Source organism: Streptodolium elevatio (genome assembly GCF_040649515.1).
In the GTDB taxonomy this organism is placed as follows: domain Bacteria; phylum Actinomycetota; class Actinomycetes; order Streptomycetales; family Streptomycetaceae; genus Yinghuangia; species Yinghuangia elevatio.
The window spans coordinates 31058-45898 of the sequence record NZ_JBEZFP010000071.1; the positions used below are offsets into that span (position 1 = coordinate 31058).

The 14841-nt window shown below is 72.1% G+C and carries 11 protein-coding genes; 7 read left to right on the plus strand and 4 right to left on the minus strand.

Annotated features, from left to right (window positions below):
- Positions 1 to 6: 6 nt before the first annotated feature.
- The 3 genes from AB0C36_RS25100 to AB0C36_RS25110 form a co-directional block, all read right to left on the minus strand.
- The gene (locus AB0C36_RS25100) at positions 7 to 1182 is read right to left on the minus strand and encodes an ABC transporter ATP-binding protein (RefSeq protein WP_358357698.1); all 1176 of its coding nucleotides are present in this window, start codon (positions 1180 to 1182) and stop codon (positions 7 to 9) included.
- Positions 1172 to 2275 (minus strand): ABC transporter permease, encoded by a 1104-nt coding sequence (locus AB0C36_RS25105; protein ID WP_358357700.1) that lies wholly within the window; start codon positions 2273 to 2275, stop codon positions 1172 to 1174. Before AB0C36_RS25105 ends, AB0C36_RS25100 begins: the two co-directional genes overlap by 11 nt.
- A 259-nt stretch (positions 2276 to 2534) precedes the next feature.
- Positions 2535 to 3776, minus strand: coding sequence for a glycosyltransferase family 4 protein (locus tag AB0C36_RS25110; protein WP_358357701.1), 1242 nt, complete (start codon positions 3774 to 3776; stop codon positions 2535 to 2537).
- 289 nt (positions 3777 to 4065) lie between these two features.
- On the opposite strand from AB0C36_RS25110, the gene AB0C36_RS25115 reads away from it, so the two are divergent.
- The 6 genes from AB0C36_RS25115 to AB0C36_RS25140 all read left to right on the plus strand — a co-directional run bounded on the left by AB0C36_RS25115 (position 4066) and on the right by AB0C36_RS25140 (position 12611).
- Positions 4066 to 5199 (plus strand): glycosyltransferase, encoded by a 1134-nt coding sequence (locus AB0C36_RS25115; protein ID WP_358357704.1) that lies wholly within the window; start codon positions 4066 to 4068, stop codon positions 5197 to 5199.
- A gap of 177 nt (positions 5200 to 5376) precedes the next feature.
- A complete protein-coding gene (locus AB0C36_RS25120; protein WP_358357706.1) occupies positions 5377 to 7413 on the plus strand; it encodes an AAA family ATPase in 2037 nt (678 codons plus the stop codon).
- Positions 7410 to 8609, plus strand: a complete 1200-nt coding sequence (locus tag AB0C36_RS25125; protein ID WP_358357708.1) for a glycosyltransferase — start codon at positions 7410 to 7412, stop codon at positions 8607 to 8609. The genes AB0C36_RS25120 and AB0C36_RS25125 overlap by 4 nt, the downstream gene beginning before the upstream one ends.
- Positions 8606 to 9811, plus strand: coding sequence for a GNAT family N-acetyltransferase (locus tag AB0C36_RS25130; RefSeq protein ID WP_358357710.1), 1206 nt, complete (start codon positions 8606 to 8608; stop codon positions 9809 to 9811). Before AB0C36_RS25125 ends, AB0C36_RS25130 begins: the two co-directional genes overlap by 4 nt.
- Positions 9808 to 11403 (plus strand): hypothetical protein, encoded by a 1596-nt coding sequence (locus tag AB0C36_RS25135; protein WP_358357712.1) that lies wholly within the window; start codon positions 9808 to 9810, stop codon positions 11401 to 11403. The genes AB0C36_RS25130 and AB0C36_RS25135 overlap by 4 nt, the downstream gene beginning before the upstream one ends.
- Positions 11394 to 12611 carry a DegT/DnrJ/EryC1/StrS family aminotransferase gene (locus AB0C36_RS25140; protein WP_358357715.1) on the plus strand — a complete coding sequence of 406 codons (1218 nt, stop codon included), beginning with the start codon at positions 11394 to 11396 and terminating at the stop codon, positions 12609 to 12611. Before AB0C36_RS25135 ends, AB0C36_RS25140 begins: the two co-directional genes overlap by 10 nt.
- Positions 12612 to 12952: 341 nt before the next feature.
- Here the strand turns inward: AB0C36_RS25140 and AB0C36_RS25145 are convergent, their stop codons facing one another.
- Positions 12953 to 14056, minus strand: a complete 1104-nt coding sequence (locus tag AB0C36_RS25145) for an ADP-ribosylglycohydrolase family protein (protein WP_358357716.1) — start codon at positions 14054 to 14056, stop codon at positions 12953 to 12955.
- A gap of 313 nt (positions 14057 to 14369) precedes the next feature.
- On the opposite strand from AB0C36_RS25145, the gene AB0C36_RS25150 reads away from it, so the two are divergent.
- Positions 14370 to 14841, plus strand: a 472-nt coding sequence (locus AB0C36_RS25150) for a DUF6643 family protein (protein ID WP_358357719.1), incomplete at its 3' end; no start/stop codon positions are given.

Below are 14841 nucleotides of genomic sequence, written 5' to 3' on the forward strand. Positions count from 1 at the left end.
ACCGGGTCACGACTCCCAGGTGTGGTCGACGTACACCGGGGCGGCCATGACGACCGCGCGCGGCGGGGCGTCGAGGTCCGGGCCGAGGACGTCGAACTGCTTGGCCGGCGCCCACCCCATGAGCGGGTGGCCCTCCTTGTCGTAGATGCCGACCCAGAGGGCGTACCGCCCGCGCGGCAGCGGGAGTTGCCCGATGGTGCAGCGCACCTGGTTGCCGGCCCAGCCGAGGTAGATCTCGCGGCGTGCGGTGAAGACCGGGCTGGCGGTGCCCTCGGTGACGCCGATGTGCAGTACGGCGGGCCCGGTGCGCTCGGTGGTGAAGTCGAGGTCGACGACCATCGGGGCGCTGGTGGTCGGGGCCGGCTGGTCGATGCCGCGCACGTCGCAGTAGGCCATGCGCACCGGTTCGTCGGTCTTGACCCGCAGGCCGGTCTCCTCCTCGACGCTGTCGCGGTACCCGCGCAGCGCGGCGCGTATGGGGCCGTCGGCCCTGATGTCGCCCTGTTCGAGCCACACGCCGCGCGTGCAGATGGACTCGACGGACGCGAGGTCGTGCGAGACGAGGACCAGCGTGGTGCCCTGTTCGAGGACGGCACGCATGCGGTCCAGGCACTTCTGCTGGAACAGCGCGTCGCCGACCGCCAGGACCTCGTCGACGAGCAGGACGTCCGGCTCCAGGAACGCGGCGACCGCGAATCCGAGGCGCATCTGCATGCCGGACGAGTACCACTTGACCTGGCGGTCGATGGCGGTGCCCAGTTCGGCGAACTCGACGATGTCGTCGAACCGGGCGGCGACCTCGGCGCGTTTGAGGCCGAGGAGCGAGCCGTACAGGTAGGCGTTCTCGCGTCCGGTGAGGTCCGGGTGGATGCCCGCCCGGACCTCGATCAGCGCGCCGATGCGGCCGCGGACCTCGATCTTCCCGGCGTACGGGTACATCACGCCGGTCAGCATCTTCAGCAGTGTGGACTTGCCGGACCCGTTCGACCCGATCAGGCCGACCGCCTCGCCGGGTTCGATGTGCAGGTTGATGTCGCGCAGGGCCCAGCGCCAGTCGGCGGCGTCGCGGCGCGTGACCTTGCGGACGATGCGCCCCAGGTTGTCGCGCAGCAGCATGCGGCGGCTGTCGGCGCGGAAGCGCTTCCACAGCTGGGTGGCCTCGATGCTCCCGTCAGGCAACATCGGCGATCCCCGTCTCGAGCTTCTTGAAGACCTTGTAGCCGATCAGGAGCATCAGGCTCGCCGAGAGCGCGGCGACGCCGGTCAGCTGCCAGTCGGGTTGCTGGCCATACAGCAGGGTGCGGCGGTAGCCGTCGATGACGGCGGCGAGCGGGTTGGCGGCGACGTACGGCACCAGCCACTCCTTGGTGATCTGGTCGAGGCCGTAGGCGACCGGGGTGGCGAACATGCCCATCTGCATCAGCAGCGGCAGCATGTGCCGGATGTCGCGGAAGTACACGACGGACGCCGACAGCAGCAGCGCGGCGCCGAGCGCGACCTCGATCTGGATGACCAGGAACAGCGGCGCGATGTACGACGTCTCGGCCGGTGCCTTGGTGTAGATGCCGAAGAGCACGACGAGGACGACCGCGGCGATCATCATGTCGAACAGCGCGACGATGATCGTGGAGAGCGGGAAGACCTCGCGCGGGCAGTACACCTTGTTGAGCAGCGGGCCGTTGGAGACGATCGCGCTGGCGCCCTGGGTCACCGAGGCCATGAAGAACGTCCAGCCGAGCAGGCCGACGTAGCTGAACAGCGGGTACGGCGCGCCGTGCGACTGGGCGATCTTGCTGACGTCGCCCACGCGTTGGAACACCACGGTGAAGACGACCATGAGCATGACCGGCGTCAGGATGGCCCAGGCGAAGCCCAGCACGGCCTGCTTGTAGCGGGCCCGCAGGTCGCGCTCGGCGAGCGTGCGGACCAGTTCGCGGGCCTTCCACAGCTCGCGGACGCCCTTGACGAGCCCGGTGCGGCGCTTGAACCGCAGTTCGGGCGGCGGCGCCTCCGGTATCTCGCGGATCGGCCGCATGACGACGGCCGCGTGCGCGCCGAAGGAGCCGGGCCGCGGGCCGCTCGGCAGCCGGGTCCCCGGCCCGCCCGCCGCCGGCGGTTGCGCCTTGTCGGCGGCAGGCCCCGGGCGGGCGTGCCGGCCTCCGGACCTCGGCGGCGCGGCCTGGTGCGGCGGCGCGGCCATCGGGTCGCGGGCATGGCCGGCGTACCCCGGTGCCGGTCCGGCCTGCTGGATCGGCGGTTGCATCGGTGACTGCATCGGTGGCTGCCCCATCGCCGGTCCCCCTGGCGCATGGTGCGTCTGCCCGTTCATCTGGGTGTGCGGCCACGCGCCATCGCCGCGCGCGCCGACAGAGCCCCCCACAGCGTCCCCCACGGACTCCCCCTCCCTGGTCCGCCGTCAACTCTCGCACATGGCACATCGCCACGAACGTGAATCACTCATAAGAGATCAACCGGGTGTTCGCGGGCCTACATATCCGGCCGGATCGGCCGAACTCCCCCAGCCCTGTCCCCTGTTACGCCTTGTCTACCATTCCCGCGGGCCCGGCGACGGCGCGCAGGAGATCTTGCCAAGCGTCCACCACCGAATCCATCGCGTAGGCGTCCAGGCAATACCGGTACGCCGCCGCGCCCATCGTGTCGCGGTCCGCGAGCACGCGGCCGATGGCGTCCGCCACCGCGCCGGGGTCGCCGGGTGCGGCGAGTACGCCGGTCCGCCCGTCGAGGACGACGTCGCGGACGAACCCCACATTCGTCGCGACCGCCGGGATCCCCGACAGGCCCGCCTCGACCAGCACACCGGGAACGCCTTCGCTGTCACTGGTGAGCAGCAGCGCGTCGGCCGCCCGGTAGACCCGTGCGGCATCGTCCACGCTACCGAGGAACCGTACGCGGCCGGGCGCCCGCTCCGCAGCGATCCGCGACAATCGCTCACGCTCCGTGCCGTCCCCGGCCACCAACAGGAGCCATTCTCCGTCCGGAAGTTGCCGGTGGCGTCCGGTGGCGTGCGGCCCGGCCCCTGTGCCGGTGCCGTCGCCGTTCCCTCCTCCCCCCTCCCGGTCCCCGGGCGCGCCGGTACCCGCGGCGGCCCGGTCGGCCGTCTCCGCGTACCGCGCAAAGCCCTCGATCGCGATGTCGACGCGCTTCTCGGGGCTCAGCGCCCCGACCACCGCGAGCACCACCGCGTCTTCTGCGATCCCCAGGTCCTGGCGCGCCCGCGTGCGCGACTTGTCGTCGACGCGCGGGTACGCCTCCGGGCGGCGTCCGTTCGGGATGGCCCGCACCTTGGCGGCGGGCAGCCCGTACCGCGCGACGAGGAGATCGCGTCCGACGGGTGACACCGAGGCGACCGCCGCGGCGCGTCGCAGCATCGCCCCGACCCGCAGTTTTCTGGCCGGGCTTGCCGCCCAGTGCCGCGGGTCCCCGATATTGACATAGATGAACGGAGTTCGGGCGAAAACCAGCGAGATCGCACATGCCGGCAACGTCGACGACCCGTGTGCCACGACGACGCGCGTCTGCTTCGCGCGGTTGCGCAGCATCGCGAGGGTGCGGCGGTCCAGGCGGCCGGATCCGAGCGTCGGAACGGGTAGTCGGTTGTCGTCGGGCCCGGCGCCGGACGGCCGGGCCGCGGACCCGCCGACGGCGGGGTGCGGCGCCAACGCGGCGATCTCGGAAGGGAATCCGCGGGCGCGCAACGCCTCGTGCAGGTCGTGGGCGAAGGTCTGGGCCCCCCGGCGCCGCGGATCGGTGATCACGTGCAACACCCCGCTCCGGGGTGGTGAGCTGCGCATGAACAGGCAGGCTGCCACACATCGGGCCGCGCCGTGCGGCATCCGCCGACATGCCCGCGCCGCGGGTCGCTACGCTCGCGTCGGCGTTCGGAGAACCCGCCCCTTGGTGCGGTTCGATCGCTAGGCTCACGGTTGGGGGGACCGCTGTCGGGGAGTGCGGCGGGACGCCTTCGGGGCGGTACTCGGGGTGGTGCCAGGGCTCGCAGTCGGGCACTGGGAGACATTGGGGGTTGTGCCCGTGCACGTGTTGCACGTGATCGACAGTGTCGATCGGGCCGGGGGGGCCGAACAGGCGCTGGCTGTGACGGCGTCGCATCTGATCCGCCGCGGCGTCGAACTGGACGTCGCCTATCTGCTCGACATGGACGGTTTCCAGCCGGAACTGGCGGACGCCGGTGTGGCGCTCTTCGGCGTGCACCGGGGCTCGCGCGCGGGTTCCGCGGCGGGTCTGCGCCGGGTCATCCGCGACCGGCGGCCGGACCTGGTGCACACGACGCTGTTCGAGGCGGACGTGGCCGGGCGCGCGGCGGCGCTGGCGTGCCGGGTCCCGGTGGTGTCCAGCCTGGTCAATTCCGCGTACGGGCCGGAGCAGTTCGCCTCGCCGACGCTGCGCCCGTGGAAACTGCGCGCCGCCCAGGGGCTGGACGCGGCGACCGCGCGGGGCGTACGCCGGTTCCACGCGCTGACCGAGCACGTCGCCGACGTCATGGCCCGCCGACTCGCGGTACGCCGCGACCGCATCGACGTCGTACCGCGCGGCCGCGACCCGGAACTCCTGGCCGCGGCCCGCAAGCAGCGTGACGCGGTGCGCGCCGAACTGGGCCTCGCCGCCGACACCCCGGTGGTCCTCGCCGCCGCCCGCCAGGAGTACCAGAAGGGCCTGGACGTCCTCGTCGAGGCCTTCGGCACGGTGCGCATGACGGTCCCCGAAGCGGTCCTGGTGCTCGCCGGGCCGCCCGGCACGCAGACCGAACGGTTGCGCGCCGCCGCCGAGACGGTCGGCGGCGAGGAGAGCGTGCGGTTCCTCGGCGAGCGCCGCGACGTACCGGAACTCATGGGAGCCGCCGACGTCTTCGTGCTCTCCTCGCGCTGGGAGGGGCTGGGCAGCGTCGTCATCGAGGCGATGGGCAGCGGAGTTCCCGTGGTCACCACGGACCTCCCGCCGGTGCGCGAGATCGTCGGGTCCGACGCGTGCGCGGCGCTCGTCCCCGTCGAGGACGCCCCGGCGCTCGCCGCGGCCCTGACCGCGGCCCTCACCGACCGGGCGGGCGCCGCAGCCCGGGCGGACGCCGCGCTCTCGCGCTTCCTCGACACCTTCACCGTCGACCGGGTCTGCGACCGCATGGTCGATTTCTACGCACGCGCACGGGCAGGAAACCGCAAGTGACCCATGTGACCCACGAGTACCGGCCGTACTGGGAAAACCTCCACAGTTCCGGCACATCCGAGCGGTTCGCCGTCCGACCCGTTCAACTACCGTTGACCTGCCGCGGAAACGCATCGTGGCTGGCCGCTCACGCACTTCACCCTGCGCACTCCTTGACCGCGATCCGGAGGGGGACCGGTGGAGACCTCTAGTTACTTCTCCGTCTTGCAGCGCCGCTGGAAGCTGGTGCTGGCGTGCCTGGCGGTGGGGTTGGTCGCCGGATTCATGCTCACCCCGGAGGACCCCAAGGCGTTGGGTGACGACTGGGAGAGCACGATCTCCGTCGTGCGCTCGCCGGAGACCGACAAGGAATTCCAGCTCATCGAGGTCAAGTTCGTCTCCGACGGCGGCGACGTCGCGAAGGCCGTGGCCGCCAAGATCAACAAGGATCCGGCGCTCATCGCGGCACGGGTGACCAGTGGGGTCGACGGCGAGGCGGGCGCCTTCTGGGTGACCGTCAAGGGCGCGAGCAAGGAGGACTCGGAACTGCTGGCCCGTACCTGGGCCACCACGACGGTGGAGATCTTCGCGACGAAGCAGCGCGCGAAGTTCCAAGCCACCGCCGAAAGCGTCCGCCCCGAACTCGACAAGCTGCGTGGCGAGATCACGCGGCTGCAGAAGGAAGTCGAGGCCCTTCCCGCCGCTCAGCGGGCGACGAGTATCCAGCAGGCCGACCTGGGCACCAAGCAGGACTCGTACAAGAAGTTGTCGGCGGAGTTCGAGAAGTACTCGCAGCCGTTCAACGACCCCAAAGTCCTCGTGCAGGACAACATGCGCAGTTCGGCGGACGCGGCGACCAGCATCCTCGCCCCGACCTCCCGTCCGCTGCGGCTCGGGCTGGCCGGGCTGTTGGGCCTGGCGCTCGGCCTGGTCGCGGCGCTCATGGTCGACCGCATGGACATGCGGCTGCGGTCCCGCCTCCAGGTCGAGGACGCGTTCGGCATGCCGGTCATCGCCGAGGTGCCGCGCGCGTCCCGGCGCATGCGCGCCGGGCATGCCGTGCTGGTGGCGGCGCGCCCCGGCAGTCCGGTCTCGGAGGCGTACCGCTCCCTGCGGTCCGCGCTGCTGTTGTCCGGTCCGCCCGGGCTCGCGTTCCGGCTCGGCGAGACGCCGCCGCGCACCGGCCGCGCTTCCTCGCTCCCGGTACGCCAGTTCACCGACCCGGCGCCGGTCATCCTGGTGGTCTCCCCCAAGCCCGGGGACGGCCGGACCAGCACCGTCGCCAACCTCGCCGCGGCACTCGCCGAGGCCGGCCGCTCCGTGCTCGTGCTGGACTGCGACTTCCGCAACCCGGAGACGCACCTGTACCTCGGTGCGAAGACCGGCACGGGGCTGTCCGAACTGCTGCTGTCGGACCGCGAGACGGATCTCGCGCACGTCATACGCGCCACCGAGATCCCGCACGTGCGGGTGATCACCGGCGGCGCGCCGACCAGTTACCCGGCCGCACTGCTGCTGCGGGTCGGCGAGGTCATCGCCCGGGCGCGGCACCACGCGGACGTCGTACTGCTGGACAGCGCGCCGCTGCTGTTCGCGAACGACACGAACGACCTGATCCAGCACTCCGACGCGATGCTCGTGGTCACCCGCAGCGGCAACCTGACGCCCGATCAGGCATCGCGTGTCTCCGAGCTGCTGACCCGCACGGGTGTTCCGGTGGCGGGAATCGCGCTGGTCGGCACCGACCCGTCCAGCGTCGGGATGCGCGGGCGCGGCCTGTCGTCGATCAGCGTCCCGGGCTCCGGCCTCATCCTGCGCGGCCGCTCCAACGCGGCGGAGCTGGCCGAGGACGGCGAGCGCTCGGCGCCGAGTTGGGCGCGGCGCACCGAGATCGGCGACGGCAGTGCGGCCGTGGCCGTACGCCCCGGCGGCGGGACCGACGGCGACGGCCCGGACCCGGAGGCGCCCCGGCCGCCCACCACCCGCGAACCCGACCCCGACTCGTTCGTGCACACCGCCGAGTTGCGCACGATAAGCGTGCGACCGGGCGAGCCGCGGGCGACTTCCTACCCCGCGGACCTCGACGACCGGTTCGACGACCGGTTCGACGGCGGGCAGGGCGGCTACGGCGGCGGCGGGTTCCTGGACGACGACCCGAACGACCTGGGCCAGTTCGGCCGTCCCGGCGGCCGTCCGGGCCGCGGCGGACGGTCCGGCACGGAGGACCTGCCGTGACCGGCGCGCCGCCCGGGTCCGCCGCCCGGACGCGCGTGCTGTGGCTGACCAAGGGCCTGGGCCGCGGCGGCGCCGAACAACTGCTGGTCAACTGCGCCCGGCATGTGGACCGGGAGCGTTTCGACGTCGAGGTCGCGTACGTCCTGCCGTGGAAGGACGCCCTCGTCCCGGCACTCCGCGACGCCGGGGTGCGCGTGCACTGCCTCGGCGAGCGCCCCGGAGCGGACGGCGACCGCGCGGACCCCGGCCCGGCGGCCGGCGGCGGCGCGGCGCGGGCCGACCGCACCTGGCCGCTGCGCCTGCGGCGCCTGGTCGCCGCGCGCGGGTACGACCTGGTGCACACGCACATGCCCGTCCCCGCGGTCGCGGCGCGCCTGCTGCTGCACCGCGGCGTCGCGCTGGTGCACACCGAGCACAACCTGTGGCACCGCTACCGGACCCCGACGCGCCTCGCGAACTCGTGGACCTACCGCAGGAATTCGGCGGTGATAGCGGTGTCGAGGGCGGTCGCCGGGACGATCGCCCCGGAACGCCTGCCGCGTACGCGTCCGGGTGTCGAGCCGCTGCGCGTCGTCTACCACGGTCCCGATCTGGGCGGCGTGCTCCAGGGCGCGGGCGGCCGCGAGCGGGCGCGGCGCCTGCTCGACCTGGACCCCGACGCGTTCACCTACGGCGTGGTCGCGAACTTCACGCCCAAGAAGGACCACATGGGCCTGCTGGAGGCGCACGCGCTGCTGCGGCGCGGCGAGCCGGCCGCACGCCTCGTGCTGATCGGCCTGGGCCCGCTGGAGCCGCAGTTGCGTGAGCGGGCGTCCCGTCCCGACCTGGCCGGCTCGGTGGTCTTCACCGGTTCGCGCGGCGACGTCCCCGAACTGCTGCCCGCGTTCGACGTGTTCGCGCTCGGGTCGCGGCAGGAGGGACTTCCGGTCGCGCTCATGGAGGCGATGGCGACCGGTTTGCCGGTTGTCGTCACCGATGTCGGGGGCATGCCCGAGATCGTGACGGACGGAGTCGAGGGACGCGTCGTACCCTCGGGGGATCCGGCCGCATTGGCGGCGGCGCTCGCGGAGGCGGCGGCGGATCCAGCACGGCGGCGCGCGTGGGGCAAGGCCGCGCGCCTGCGGTCGGAGTCGTTCGACGTGGCGGGCGCGCAGGCACGGATCGAGGACGTGTACCGGGAGGTGCTGAGACGATGACCGACCGATCCCAAGAGGATGTCCTGGTCCGGGAGTTGGCGAAGGACGACGAGCCGCAGGTGCTCGAACTGCTGGCCGCCGCGCTCGCGGGGGGCGGGCCGACCGGTGAACGCACACAGGAGTTCTTCGACTGGAAGCACCACGACAATCCGTTCGGCGCCAGCCCCGGACTGGTCGCAGAGACGCCGGAGGGCGGGATCGCGGCCGTGCGGTTGTTCCTGCGCTGGGAGTTCGTGCACCAGGGCGAACCGGTGCGCGCGGTGCGGGCCGTGGACACCGCGACGCACCCCGAGATGCAGGGCCGCGGCCTGTTCACCCGGATGACGCGGGAGCTGCTGGACCGGCTCGCGGACGACACCGACCTGGTGTTCAACACGCCGAACGCCAACAGCCTGCCCGGCTACCTCAAGATGGGCTGGCGCGAGGTGGGCAAGGTGCCGATCGCGCTGCACCCGATCCGGCCCCTGGCCTTCGCCAAGGGATTGCGCGAACTGCGGTCCGGCGAGGCGGCGGAGGCCAAGGTGTCCGGGTCGACGGCCGACTTCGGCCGGACGCGGCCCGGCCCCGGCGCGGTGAGCAGCTCGTACGCGTCCGGGACCGGCTCGCGGGCGACGAACCTGCCCGACGTCTCCGAACTGCCCAGGGCGACGGTGGACGCCTCGACCATCCGCTGCCGCTTCCCGACCGCCCACCAGTTCTTCTCCGACCCGGCCGCGTGCAACGGGCTGGAGGAGCTGATCGGCGACGCGGACTCGGCGGACGCGGCGCTGTACCCGGACCGGCTGCGCACCCGGCCGACGGAGGCGTACCTGCGCTGGCGGTACGGCGACGCGCCGGGCCTGGACTACCGGGTGATCGCCGCGTACCGGCAGGGCGTGCTGGACGGGGTCGCGTTCGGCCGCCCGCGCATGCGCGGACCGCTGGCCGAGTTCACGCTGTCGCAGCTGCTGATCAGGCCGGGCGACCGGATGACCGCGCGACGGCTGCTGTCCGCGGCGGGCCTGTCCGGGTGCGACCACGTGGCGACGCACCTGACGCCCGGTTCGGACGCGTCGCGGGCGGCGCGGTACGCGGGCTACGCGACGCCGCCGCGCACCGGCATGCTCATGGTCGCGCGCCCGTTGCGGCCGCTCCCCTACGGCCTGGACCCGCACACCCTGAACTCCTGGCATCTGGCCCTGGGTGACCTGGAGGTCTTTTGAGCGGCACCGCGCTGCCGCGGTTCCGCCGCCCGCGGATACCGTGGGGCGGCGTCGCCGCGACCGGGGTGGTCGGGTTCTACGTGGCCGTGTTCGCGTGGTCGATGGAGAACCGGGCGTACGACATGTGGGGGGCGCTCATCGTCTTCCCGCTGCTGCTCACGCTCAGCATCCCGATCCTGGAGCGGCTGACCCGGGACGACGAGCCGTGGTTCCAGAAGATCGTGGTGTGGGCGCTGGTCGCCAAACTGGTGGCCTGTTTCGCGCGGTACTGGATGTCGTTCCACTTGTACGGCGGCAATGCCGACGCCGCGATGTACGACCTCGAAGGCCGCCATCTGGCGGTCTTCTTCCGGGACGGCGACTTCACCGTCGACATCGGGCGCAAGGTCATCGGCACCGGCTTCATCATGATCCTCACCGGCATCGTGTACGCGTTCGTCGGGCAGTCGATCCTGTCCGGATATCTCGTGTACTCGTGGCTGGGCTTCTGGGGCCTGTACCTGTGCTGGCGGGCGTTCACGATCGCCTATCCCGACGGGGACCGGAAGCGGTATTCCAAGCTCGTGTTCTTCCTGCCGTCGCTGCTTTTCTGGCCGTCGGGCATCGGCAAGGACACGTGGATGCTGTTCACCCTCGGCATGTGCGCGTACGGGTGCGCGCTGCTGCTGGTGCGCCGGCGCGGGGCGTACCTGTTCCTGCTGCTCGGCATGCTGGGCACGACGATGGTCCGGCCGCACGTCACCGTGCTGGTGATGTGCGGGCTCATCGTCGGTTACCTGCTGCGCAGCAGACCGCAGCAGGTGTCGGCGCTCGGGCCGATACGGGCCGGCATCGGCGCCGTCGTGCTGGGAGCCGGCGCGGTGATCGCACTGAAGCAGGTCGGCAAGTTCTTCGGGACCGCGGACCTGAGCGCGGGGTCGGCCACGGAAGTCGTCAACCGCACGCAGACGCTGACCTCGCAAGGCGGTTCGGCGCAGACGACGGCCGAGCAGACGAGCGTCATCTCGCCGTCGCATCTGCCGCAGTCGCTGATGACCGTGCTGTTCCGGCCGTTCCCGTTCGAAGTCCACAACATGCAGGCGCTGTTGGCGTCGCTCGAAGGCGTGTTGCTGCTGGCGTTGTTCATCACGTCGCTGGCCCGGTTGCGACGCCTTCCGGCGCTGCTGATCAGACGCCCGTACCTGGCCTTCGCGCTGGTGTACGTGCTGGTGTTCGCGATGGCGTTCGCCAACATCAAGAACTTCGGCATCCTCACGCGTGAGCGCGTGCAGGTCTTCCCGTTCGTGCTCATCCTGCTCGCGATACCCAAACCCGAGGCGCCGGACGGGGTGGGGGTCCGGCGCCGCAGAGTTCCGGCCAAGCTGCGGGCCGCGGGCGGGGGCGTGCCGGGGAGTGCGGCGGGTGCCGCGGGTGCGGCGGCTGCCGGGGCGGGTGTCCCGGTCGGCGCGAGTGCCACGAACGGCGCCTCGTTCAGCGGCAGTACGGCGGGAACGGGGTCGTCCGGGATGCCGGATCCGGGGGTTTCAGGCACGTCCGATCAGGCTGGGACGGGGATCCCGGCCGCAGGGAGGGGGGATCCGCAATGGCGGTGACGATGGGTGAGCAGGGCGGTGCGTCGGATGTGGCGCTCCCGGCGGTGCTCGGGGGGTCGCCAGCGTTTCCGGAGGGGCTGCCGCTGACGCGCGTACAGGTCCCGGACCGTGCGGAGTTGGACCGCCGGTTCGACGCGATCCTCACGAGCGGGCAGCTGACGAACGGCGACACCGTCCGCGAACTGGAGGAGGCCGCGGCGGAGTTCCTGGAGGTGCCGCATGTGGTCGCGGTGGCGAGTTGCACGAGCGGCCTGATGCTGGTGCTCCAGGCGTTCGACGTCGCGGGCCATCGGGTCGCGATGCCGAGCTTCACGTTCTCGGCCACCGCGCACGCGGCCCACTGGGCGGGCGGGCTACCGGACTTCGCCGAAGTGGACCGCGAGACGCTGACGCTGGATCCGGCGCTCCTGGCAAGCGTGATCGATGCGGCGGAAGGGTCTCCGCCCACTGTCAAGGCGCTGATGGCCACGCACGTGTACGGGACTCCGTGCCACGTCGAGGAGTTGGACAAGGTCGCCGCGGAGTGGGGCGTACCGCTGCTGTACGACGCGGCGCACGCGTTCGGCAGCCGCCGCGCCGGTACCCCGATCGGCGGGTTCGGGGCGGCCGAGGTGTTCAGCCTGAGCCCCACCAAGGTCCTCGCCGCGGCGGAGGGCGGTCTCGTCGCGACGCGCGACGCGTCGCTGGCCGAGCGGATCCGGCTCGGCCGGGGGTACGGCAACCCCGGCGACTACGACTGCCTCTTCCCGGGGCTGAACGCGCGGATGTCGGAGCTGCACGCCGCGCTCGCGCTGGTGTCGCTGCGCACGCTGCCCGAACGCGTGGCCCACCGAGGGGCGTTGGCGGCCGCGTTCGCGGCGCGTATCGAGGGGCTGCCCGGCGTACGGCTGCCCGCGCTCGCGGACGGCGACACGTCGACGTGGAAGGATCTGACGCTCATCGTCGATCCGGCCGAATTCGGCTGCGACGTACCGGCGTTGGCGGCGGCACTGAAGGCCGAGGGAATCGATTCCCGGCGGTACTTCCACCCCGCGGTGCACCTGCAGAAGGCGTACGCGTCGCCGCCCGGGTCGTGGCGGCTTCCGGTGACCGAGGAAATGGCCGAGCGGGTGCTGACGGTGCCGTTGTGGTCGCATATGGACGAAGCCACGATCCTGCGCGTCGCGGACGCGGTGACCCGCATCCAGGCGCACTCCGCGCGGCTCTGAACGCGTCGTGCGGGTGTGCGCGGGGGTTTGGCCCGCGCACACCCGCACGGAATGCGAACGTGCCGGACAAGGCTCCCGGCAAGTGACCGGACAAGTGGTCCGACAAGGGACCGGACACGGCGTTCGGTAAGCCGACGCACAAGGCGTCGCGCAAGGGCCGGGCAAGGGCCGGGCAAGGGCCGCACAAGGCCCGGACAATGCGTCGGACAAGCGTCCGAATAGCTCGTGGAATTTCCGCCGCGTTCTTCTCGGGGACTCCTTTTCGGGCGGCCGCCGCCCGAAAAGGAGTTCACGTCACGGGGCGATCGCGGAGATGGTCACGAGGGCGGTCGCCGGGGTGGTCACGGAGTGCTGGTGCGGGTCAGTGCGTAAGTCCTTCCCGCAAGATCGGTGATGCGGCATTCGCCCGCGTCCGGCACCGCGGTCCGGACCCGGTCCACCGCCGCGTGCCGCCACTCCGCGGGGATGCCCTCGGTGCCCACGAGCACGCCGGCGACCGAACCCGCGACCGTCGCGTCGAGTTCGGTGTCCCAGCCGCCGCGCACGGTGAGCGACACCGTCTGCGTCCAGTCCCCGTCACCCCAGAGCAGACCGGCGGCGATCAGACACGCGTTGCCCACGGTGTGCTGCGGCCCGTAGTGCGCGTGGGCGCGGTGGATGTCGTCGGCGACGTCCGGCCAGCTGCGTCCGCGCGCGTGCGCGACCAGCACCTCGCACAGCGCGTCGCACAGGCGCGACCTGGGCGGGATGTGCCGCAGGGAAACAGCGACGGCCTCCGTGGCGTCGCGTGCGGTGAAGGCCGCCGACGAGAGGGCGGCGACCCACATGGCGCCGTACAGCCCGCTTCCGACGTGCGAGAGTTGCGCGTCCTTGCGGGCGAGCCGGGCGGCGCGCCGGGGATCGCCGGGGGCGATGTATCCGTACAGGTCGGCCCGGGGCAGGGCGCCGTCGCCCTCCTGCGTGGGCTCGGGCCTGCGCACGGTGCCGACGTGCCCGGGCACGGTCACGCCGTCGACGAGCATGCGGTACGCGGCCCGTTCGGCGCCGCCGGGCCGCAGGAAGGGCAGGGTCAGCAGCCATAGGGACGCCATCTGCTCGTGGGTGAAGCCCGGACCGTACGTCTCCAGCAACCGCAGCGTCAACACCGCGCGGTCGACGGCGTCGCAGCGGTCCAGCACTTCGCCCGGATGGGCCATCATGTGCGCGCCCGCGCAACGCCCCAGCCAGCCGCCCTGGATGCGGTCGAGGAGCACGTCGTCGGGTGGCGGCGGGTCGGGCGGTCCGTCGGGCGGCAGGCCCGCGTCGATGCCGGCGTCGTCGGCGGGTTCCCAGGCGCCCGCGGCATCCGGGGCGCCGGGGGCATCCGGCCGAGGCCGCCGCCCGGTCACGGCACCGTCGCGGTGCCCGCGGCCGTTGCCGGTCGGTTCGCTTCGTTCGCGTCGCACGTGGTCCCTCCCCCGTCGGGTGGGTCATGCGTTACAAGTGGACACAAGTGCGGGTGCACACAAGTGCGGTGGGCCCGCAGGCCGCAAGCAGCCATCATGCTCTGCGGAAGGCACGATGGCCACACTTCGTCGTACATCTGTACGCCAATGGCCCAATCGGATGTTATCGGTCCATGCCGACCACCGTTGGTTACGTGCACGTTGCATGGGAGGGGGGTACTTCGGGTCCTTGGCGTAAAACCAGCGCGTACCTCGGAAATTCGACAGCTCGAAGGGGGTTCGCAACGGCTCCGGATCGCGTACCTTATCGCCCATGACCTCGGCTCGAGCCTTTGACGGCGGCATCTATTCGCCGTATTCGGAGACCCCGATCTACGACCGTCTGGTGGCCGAGCGGGGCCGCCCGGAGATCGGCCCCATGCACGTGCCCGCGCCGGACTTCACGGGGCTCGGGCACTACTCGCGCTTCGGCGAGCGCCCGGCCCTGCCGGCCTTGCCCGCGCTGCCCTCGTCGTACTCCGGTTCGTCGTACGGCGGTTCGTCGTATTCGAGCCCGTCGTACGCCGCCCCCGCGGCGCCTGCCGCCACGTATTCCGGTAATTCGTACGGCAGTTCGCCGTACGCCAACGCCGGCTACACGTCGCCCGGCTACTCCCCGGCGCCGGCCCCGCCCGCGCCGCTGCCGTTCACACCGATCACCGGACAGCAGAGCGGCCAGTACGCCGCGGCCCCGCAGCCGCCGCAGCAGTATGCCGCGCAGCCGCTCCCGCCGGGCTACCGCCCGG